The following is a 7,065-nucleotide window of genomic DNA, read 5'->3' as shown; positions in this document are numbered from 1 at the left end:
GACGGCACCGCGCGGGCCGGTGTGATCACGGCCGCGCTGGGTGAGCGCGCGTCGGCGGCGGGGGTGCGGTTCGTGCCGGACGCGCGGGTGACGGCCATCGAGACGGACGGCGGCCGGGTGCGGTCCGTCCGGGCGGGCGACCGGGAGTGGGCGGCCGACGATGTGGTGCTCGCGTGCGGCATCTGGGGCCCGGCGGTGGCGGCGCTCGCGGGGGTGGGCCTGCCGCTCGTACCGGTGGGGCATCCGTACGTACACGGCCCGCGGCACACCGCGCCGCATCCGCCGTCGCCCTTCGTGCGCTGGCCCGAGCACCATGTCTACGCCCGCGACCACGGCGACCGCGACGGGCTGGGCACCTATGACCACCAGCCGCTGCCGGTCGAGATCTCCGGGCTGACCGAGGGGGCCGACCGGCCCTGGCCCGGCGACCTCTTCGACCGCGCGATCGCGGCGGGGCTGCGCCTGCTCCCGGAGGGGGAGCGGTGGCGGCCGGCCCAGCGGCTCAACGGCGTCTTCGCGATGACACCCGACAATCTGCCGCTGATCGGCCCGCACGCCGAGGTGTCCGGGCTGTGGTCGGCGGAGGCCGTGTGGGTCACCCACGCGGCGGGCGCCGCCGCGGCGCTCGACACGCTGATGTTCGACGACCCCACCGCCCCCGCGTACGCCGCCCTCGCCCCGGACCGGTTCGGCGGGCAGCCGGAGGACGCGCTGCGGCGCCGGGCGCTCTCCCTGTACCGGGACATCTACGCCACGGCGTGAGGACGCGTCGAGGGGGTCACCGGACCCGGTGACCCCCTCGTCTCTGCGTGCGCCGCGCCTAGGCGGCCTTGGGTACGGGGCCGATGGAGCGCCCCGCCCAGTCGGGTGCCTTCTCGACCAGGGAGGTGAGCCGCTCGCGGACCTCCTCCGGGAACGGTGCCGCGTGGCCCGCCTTCTGGTCGATGTGGAGCGCGAGCAGTTCGGTGGTGGCCACGGGGTCGCCACCCTCCGGCTCGCCCACGTACATCTCGTGGGAGAACCGCACCTTCTTCTCGTCCACGCCCAGCACCCTGGTGCGGATGGTCAGCTCGGCGCCCTCCTCGACTTCGTGGAGATAGCGTATGTGCGTCTCGACGGTGTAGAGGGAGCAGCCGGTCTTCACCCGGTATCCGGAATCGAGACCGGTCTCGACCATCATCTCGTCCGTGCTGTGTCCGAAAACGAGGACGTAGAACGCCTCGCTCATATGACCGTTGTAGTCGATCCATTCCGGTCGGACGGTCTGGTGGTAGTGGGGGAGCTGGTCGCTCACTTGTCGCCTCCCTCGTTGCGCTGCTCGGGCAACCGGCCGGTCGCCCGCAGGACGTTGATCACGCCCTGGTCCCTTTCCGCGACGAGCTGGGCGATACTCCGCCCGGCCGCCGCCTCGTCACATCCGTCGACCATGGCCGTACGCAACGAGTCGTCCAGCTCAGGGGCTTCGAGACGCGTCCATGGCGATTTCAGTGACGGTCCGAAGTGATCGAGCATATGCCCCATGCCGCCGTCGCCGCCCGCGAGGGCGAACGTCAGGCACGGGCCCATGAAGGCCCAGCGCAGGCCGGGTCCCTCGGTGATCGAGTCGTCGATGTCCTTCACGGTGGCCTCGCCGTTCGCCACCATGTGCAGGGCCTCGCGCCACAGCGCCTCCTGGAGGCGGTTGGCGATGAAACCGGGCAGTTCGCGGTCCATGGTGATGACGGACTTGGCGGCCGCCTTGTAGAAGGCGGAGGCCCATTCCACGGCGGCCGGGTCGGTCTTCTCGCCGCCGGCGACCTCGACCAGGGGGATCAGGTACGGCGGGTTGAACGGGTGGCCGACGAGGAGGCGGCCGGGGTCGGTGGCCTCGGTCTGCATGTCGGTCATCGGATAGCCGGAGGTGGAGGACGCGATGACGACGCCCGCCGGGGCCGCCGCGTCCAGCTGGGCCAGCAGGCTCCGCTTCAGCTCCAGCTTCTCGGGGGCGCTCTCCTGGACGAACTCCGCGTCGGCCACGGCCTCTTCGAGGGTGGCGGCGAGGGTGAGGCGGTCCGGTGAGGCGCCCTCGGCCAGGCCGATCTGCTCCAGCGCGGGCCAGGCGGCGTCGACGAGGCGGCGCAGCTTGGTCTCGGCGTCCGGCGCCGGGTCCCAGGCGGTGACGTCGTAGCCGCGGGCGAGGAAGTGGGCGACCCAGCCGCCGCCGATGACGCCCGCGCCGATACAGGCGACGCGGCGGACACGGTCGGGTGCGCAGGGGGGTATGGGCATGGCGGTCCTAAGACAGGAGGAGGGGGAGGGGCGTTACGAACGGGGCTTGAGGCCGAGCCGCTGCCGGGCCTCGTCCGGGGTGGCGACGGTGGCGCCCAGCAGCTCGGTGATCTGGACGGCGCGTTCGACCAGCTGGCCGTTGGTGGCCTTGACGCCCCGGCTGAGGTACAGGTTGTCCTCCAGGCCGACCCGTACGTTGCCGCCGAGCAGGATGGACTGGGCGACCCACGGCATCTGCATGCGGCCCAGCGCGAAGCTGGCCCACTGCGCGCCCTCGGGCAGCATGTCGACCATCGCCTTGAGCACGCCGGGCTCGGCGGGGGCGCCCCACGGGATGCCCATGCACAGCTGGAAGACGGTCGGGTCGTCCAGCAGCCCCTCGGCCAGCAGCTGCTTGGCGAACCACAGCTGTCCGGTGTCGAAGATCTCCAGCTCGGGGCGGACGCCCAGCTCCTGGATGCGCTTGGCGCCGGTGCGCAGCATGTCGGGGGTGGAGACGTAGAGGTTGCTGCCGTCGCCGAAGTTGAGCGAGCCGCAGTCCAGGGTGCAGATGTCGGGCAGCAGGTCCTCGACGTGGGGGAGCCGGTCCAGGCCGCTGACCAGGTCGGTGCCCGCGAGGTGGGTGAGCGGGTTCTCGGGGTCGATGACGAGGTCGCCGCCCATGCCCGCGGTGAGGTTGATGACGACGTCGGTGCCGGTCTCCTTCACCCGCTCCACGACCTCGCGGTACAGCCGCGGGTCGCGGGCGGGGGCGCCGGTCTCGGGGTCGCGTACGTGGATGTGGACCACGGCCGCCCCGGCTTCCGCGGCCTCGACCGCGGAGCGGGCTATCTGCTCGGGGGTGACGGGGACGTGGGGGCTGCGGCCCACGGTGTCACCGGCCCCGGTGAGGGCGCAGGTGATGATGACGCTGTCGTTCATGGGCATGGCGTTGCTCCGTCTTCTGCGACTGCTCCGTAGCTACGGGAACGGGGATGAACGGGTTTCGTCGGGACGGTGAGGAGGCTGTGCGGACAGTTCCGTGTCGAGGTAGGCGAGGCAGGCGGTGCGCATGACCTCCGCGCTCGTGCCGCCCTCGCCGGGCGCGGTGGCCACCACCTGGGTGGCGAACCCGTCGATCAGCGCGGTGAGGCGCAGCGCGCTGAACTCGGGGTCGACGTCGCGGAAGACGCCCTGGCCGATGCCGCGCCGGATCACCTCGGCGATCGTCCGCCGCCACTCCCGGTAGAACGCGGCGTGCAGCTGTCCGATGGCGGTCGAGCGCGCGGCCTCGGACCACAGGTCCATCCACACCAGCCACTGGTGACGCTGCTGGGTGCTGTCCGGGACCTGGAGGTCGATGAGCTGGCGCAGCTCCTCGAGGGCGTCGTCGGCCTCGGCGAGGCGGGCGGCGCGGCGCATGGTGTCCTCGTCCATGCACCAGCGCACGGCGGCTTCCAGTAATTCGGCGCGGCCCGGGGAAGTGGTAGTGGATGGCGGCGGTGCTGGTGTCGCAGGCGGCGGCGATGTCGGCGACGCGTACGGAGTGGAAGCCGTGCTCGGCGATCAGCCGCACGGTCTCCCGCACGATCTGGAGGGGCCGCCCGCCCTCGGGGGGTGAGGTGCGGGCGGCCGGTTCAGGGGTGTCGGCGGCGGGTTCGCCGGGTCCGGTGGTGCCGAGCAGCCACCCGGCGTCGACCCGGCCCGCGTCGGCGATGCGGGCCAGTTCGGCGACGGTGAAACGACGGGTGCCGCCGAGCGAGCGGGACAGCTTGGAGGGGTCCATCACCACACGCCGCGCGAACTCCCGCTGGGTGCAGCCCGCTTCGTCGATCACCTGACGGACGCGCGCCGCGACGTCGAACTCTTGCCGCATGGCCGACACCGTACGGAGGTGTTGAGATAAGCGCAATGGACGCGAGAGGGGAATGCCTCCTTATGGGCGGTAAGGAGTCGGAATTTCGCCCGGATGTTGCGGTGTGAACTGACTCGGTGATCAGTTGAGGGCGATAAAAAACCGGCCACTCAGCCGAAGCGGGCGATCGCGGTCATCGTGGGCCGCAGATTCCGTACGCCGGGCAGCCGCCGCAGCACCGGCACCAGCGCCCCGTGGTACGGCCCCCGCCCGCGCGGCGGCGGCAGCTCCCGCACCTCGGAGATGCGCGGATGGGCGCTACGGACCTTGCCCAGCTCCCCCGCGTCCATGCCCCACGGCATGGGCGGCGGCCGGTACCCCCGCGCGGTGCGCAGCTCGCCGCGCATCGTGCGCGCGCTGAACCAGCGCGGCACCGCGTCGAAGACCAGCGCCCCGCCCGGGAAGCCCTCGGCGCATCCGGCGATCAGGTCCCGCACCTCGGTGGGCCGCAGATACATCAGCAGCCCCTGCGCGGTGATCAGCACCCCGCGGGAGGCGTCGACCTCGCCCCGCCACGACAGGTCGAGCGCCGAGCGGGCGAGGGTGCGCCGCCGCTCGTCGTCCGGCAGCAGGGCGCGCCGCACCGCGGCGGTCTCCGGCAGCTCGACGCACAGCCAGCGGGCCCGCCCGTTGTCCACCCGCCAGTACTGGGTCTCCAGCCCCTCGGCGAGCGTGACGACGGTGCCGTCCGGGTGGGCGGTGAGGAAGTCCCGTACGGCGTCGTCGAAGGTCCGCACGCGCAGCGCATGCCCCTGCGCGAGCAGCGGGCTGGGCGGGCCGAAGGTCTCCTCGAAGGGATAGTCGATGCGGTCGACCAGCTCCACGGCCTTGGGGTCCGTCAGCACCGGCCGCGGCCCGCGCGCCTCGTACGCGCGCATGTACAGGTTCCACAGCAGGGTCTCGGGTACCCCGCTCAGCTCGACGCGCCGGCCGTGTTCCTCCGCCATGCGGCCCATTGAACACCCGGGGTCCGCCGGGAGCGCGGGTCATTCCGCCAGATACTCGAACACCTCGTCCCAGAACGGCGCGTCCTCCACGTACGCATCGAAGGCGGTCATCCGCGCGCGCAGCTCCCCGGCGGCCTCGGCCCGGGCCTCCTCGTCGTCCTCGATCGCGTCGATGGCCTCCGCGCGCTCGGCGAGCAGCCCGAGCAGGACGGCGAGCGAGGGCAGCGAGGAGGCCACCGTGCCCTTGTAACCCCTCCCGTGGTCCCAGCCGTTCGGGTCGTAGAGGTCGATGTCGCCGAGGGCCCCGGCGAGCATCAGCATGTCCTCGTAGCGGGTGCCGAAGCAGAAGCAGAAGCTCTCGGGCGGGGAGTGGTCGTCCGGGTAACGCCTCCCGTACAGCTCGTCGGCGTCGAAGGTGTGCCGCCGCTCGGCGTCCCGCAGATGGGTCGAGTCGAAGCGGATGAGGCCGATCGTGACGGCGGGGAAGCCCACCGTGGTCAGGAAATCCCGCGACTCCTGGTCGGTCAGCTCGGCCGGAAGGTCGGCCTCCGCGGGCCGCCACAGCGACCCCGCGCCGAACCGGGCTTCCAGCCAGGCGGCGTCCGGAACCCGGGGAGGGGTCTCTTCGGCGGTGGTCATCGCTGCGCCCCCTGATGTGCGGTGTGCGGATGCGGTGTTGCCGCCCCGCCCTGCTGATCGCGTACGCGTACAGTCAACCGCACGGGTACGACAACGGTCCGGCTATGCTCGCCCGCATCGTTCCCCGCGCGTCGGCGGGGGCCGGGGGGAGAGAACAGGGGAGACCGAGTGAGATCCGCCGGAGAAGGACGGCTGATCGCCGGACGCTATCTGCTCCTGGACCGGCTCGGCCGGGGCGGTATGGGCACCGTGTGGCGGGCCCGGGACCATGTGCTGGAGCGCGCGGTCGCCGTCAAGGAGTTGCACGTCAGCAGCGACGGCGACGAGTACCACCGACGGCTGCGCCGGGCGGTGCGGGAGGCGCGCACCGTCGCCCGGGTGCACCACCCCCATGTGGTCGGCGTCCATGATCTGGTCGAGTACGACGACCGGTTGTGGATCACGATGGAGCTGATCGACGGCCCCTCCCTCGACCGCCACCTCGCCGCCGTCGGACCGCTGTCGCCGCCCCGCACCGCCGCCCTCGGCCTCCAGCTGCTGAGCGCCCTGGAGGCCGTGCACGCCGTCGGGGCGCTGCACCGCGACATCAAGCCCGCCAACATCCTGCTGCGCCCCGACGGCAGCGCCGTCCTCACCGACTTCGGCATCGCCGCCCTCGAAGGCGACGATTCGCTCACCACGGCCGGTGAACTCCTCGGCTCCATCGGCTACATGGCGCCCGAGCGGCTGACCGCCGACGAGGTGGGCCCGCCGTCCGACCTGTGGGCGCTCGGCGCGACGCTGTCCGCCGTCGCGTCCGGGGTGGCGCCCTTCCACCGCACCACGCAGGCCGCCGCGCTGCACGCCGTCACCTTCGCGGAACCGAACATCCCGGACCGGGTCGGCCCGCTGCGGCCCGTCGTCGAGGCCCTGCTGCACAAGTCCCCGGACGAGCGCCCCTCCGCGGCCGCGGTGCGCGACGCCCTGCGGCAGGTCGCGGACGGTGCCGAAGCCGAGCCCCTGGCGTCCTCCGGCGGTGTACCGACCGCGGAGACCTACGCCGCGACGGTCCGGGTACCGGAGACCGTGTCGGACGCCGCGACGATGACGGGCATACGTTCCCTGGGCACGGCGCCGACCCTCGTCGGTGTCGGCCCGGAGCCGACCATCGTGGACCGGGCGCCCACCCCGCCGCCCCGCCGCCGCAGGTTTCGGTGGTGGTGGCCGGTGGCGGCGGGCGCCGCGTCCGCCCTGATCACCGGCCTCTTCCTGATGCTGACGGGCGGGTCGTCGTCCGGCGCGGACGACGGGCCGGCGGACGCCCGGGCCACCCCCGTC

At 72.7% G+C, this 7,065-nt stretch carries 7 protein-coding genes and 1 pseudogene; 2 read left to right on the top strand and 6 right to left on the bottom strand.

Annotated elements, in window-relative coordinates:
• The coding region (locus SSOG_RS53650; RefSeq protein ID WP_039937974.1) for an NAD(P)/FAD-dependent oxidoreductase at positions 1–762 on the top strand (762 nt) is incomplete at its 5' end.
• Positions 763–820: 58 nt separating this feature from the next.
• Here the strand turns inward: SSOG_RS53650 and SSOG_RS18010 are convergent.
• The 6 genes and pseudogenes from SSOG_RS18010 to SSOG_RS17985 all read right to left on the bottom strand — a co-directional run bounded on the left by SSOG_RS18010 (position 821) and on the right by SSOG_RS17985 (position 5,748).
• Complete coding sequence (locus SSOG_RS18010) at positions 821–1,294, bottom strand: thioesterase family protein (RefSeq protein WP_009715675.1); 474 nt, start codon at positions 1,292–1,294, stop codon at positions 821–823.
• Complete coding sequence (locus SSOG_RS18005) at positions 1,291–2,268, bottom strand: 3-hydroxyacyl-CoA dehydrogenase NAD-binding domain-containing protein (protein WP_009715674.1); 978 nt, start codon at positions 2,266–2,268, stop codon at positions 1,291–1,293. The genes SSOG_RS18010 and SSOG_RS18005 overlap by 4 nt, the downstream gene beginning before the upstream one ends.
• 33 nt (positions 2,269–2,301) lie before the next feature.
• The gene (locus SSOG_RS18000) at positions 2,302–3,195 is read right to left on the bottom strand and encodes a beta-keto acid cleavage family enzyme (RefSeq protein WP_009715673.1); all 894 of its coding nucleotides are present in this window, start codon (positions 3,193–3,195) and stop codon (positions 2,302–2,304) included.
• A gap of 33 nt (positions 3,196–3,228) precedes the next feature.
• A pseudogene (locus SSOG_RS17995) lies at positions 3,229–4,123 on the bottom strand (TetR/AcrR family transcriptional regulator).
• 149 nt (positions 4,124–4,272) lie between these two features.
• On the bottom strand, positions 4,273–5,118 hold the full coding sequence (locus SSOG_RS17990; RefSeq protein ID WP_009715671.1) for a class I SAM-dependent methyltransferase: 846 nt from the start codon (positions 5,116–5,118) through the stop codon (positions 4,273–4,275).
• Between the two features lie 30 nt (positions 5,119–5,148).
• On the bottom strand, positions 5,149–5,748 hold the full coding sequence (locus tag SSOG_RS17985; protein ID WP_009715670.1) for an SUKH-4 family immunity protein: 600 nt from the start codon (positions 5,746–5,748) through the stop codon (positions 5,149–5,151).
• Between the two features lie 168 nt (positions 5,749–5,916).
• Between SSOG_RS17985 and SSOG_RS17980 the strand changes: the two genes are divergently transcribed.
• A partial coding sequence (locus tag SSOG_RS17980; RefSeq protein WP_009715669.1) for a serine/threonine-protein kinase occupies positions 5,917–7,065 on the top strand: 1,149 nt, incomplete at its 3' end.

The sequence above is a fragment of the Streptomyces himastatinicus ATCC 53653 genome, assembly GCF_000158915.1.
Lineage (GTDB): Bacteria > Actinomycetota > Actinomycetes > Streptomycetales > Streptomycetaceae > Streptomyces > Streptomyces himastatinicus.
This window is presented reverse-complemented; position numbering and strand designations above follow the sequence as displayed.

Coding starts and splice junctions, on each gene's coding strand:
- SSOG_RS18005 (WP_009715674.1), bottom strand. CDS start 2,268: ATGCCCATACCCCCCTGCGCACCCGACCGTGTCCGCCGCGTCGCCTGT.
- SSOG_RS18000 (WP_009715673.1), bottom strand. CDS start 3,195: ATGCCCATGAACGACAGCGTCATCATCACCTGCGCCCTCACCGGGGCC.
- SSOG_RS17990 (WP_009715671.1), bottom strand. CDS start 5,118: ATGGGCCGCATGGCGGAGGAACACGGCCGGCGCGTCGAGCTGAGCGGG.
- SSOG_RS17985 (WP_009715670.1), bottom strand. CDS start 5,748: ATGACCACCGCCGAAGAGACCCCTCCCCGGGTTCCGGACGCCGCCTGG.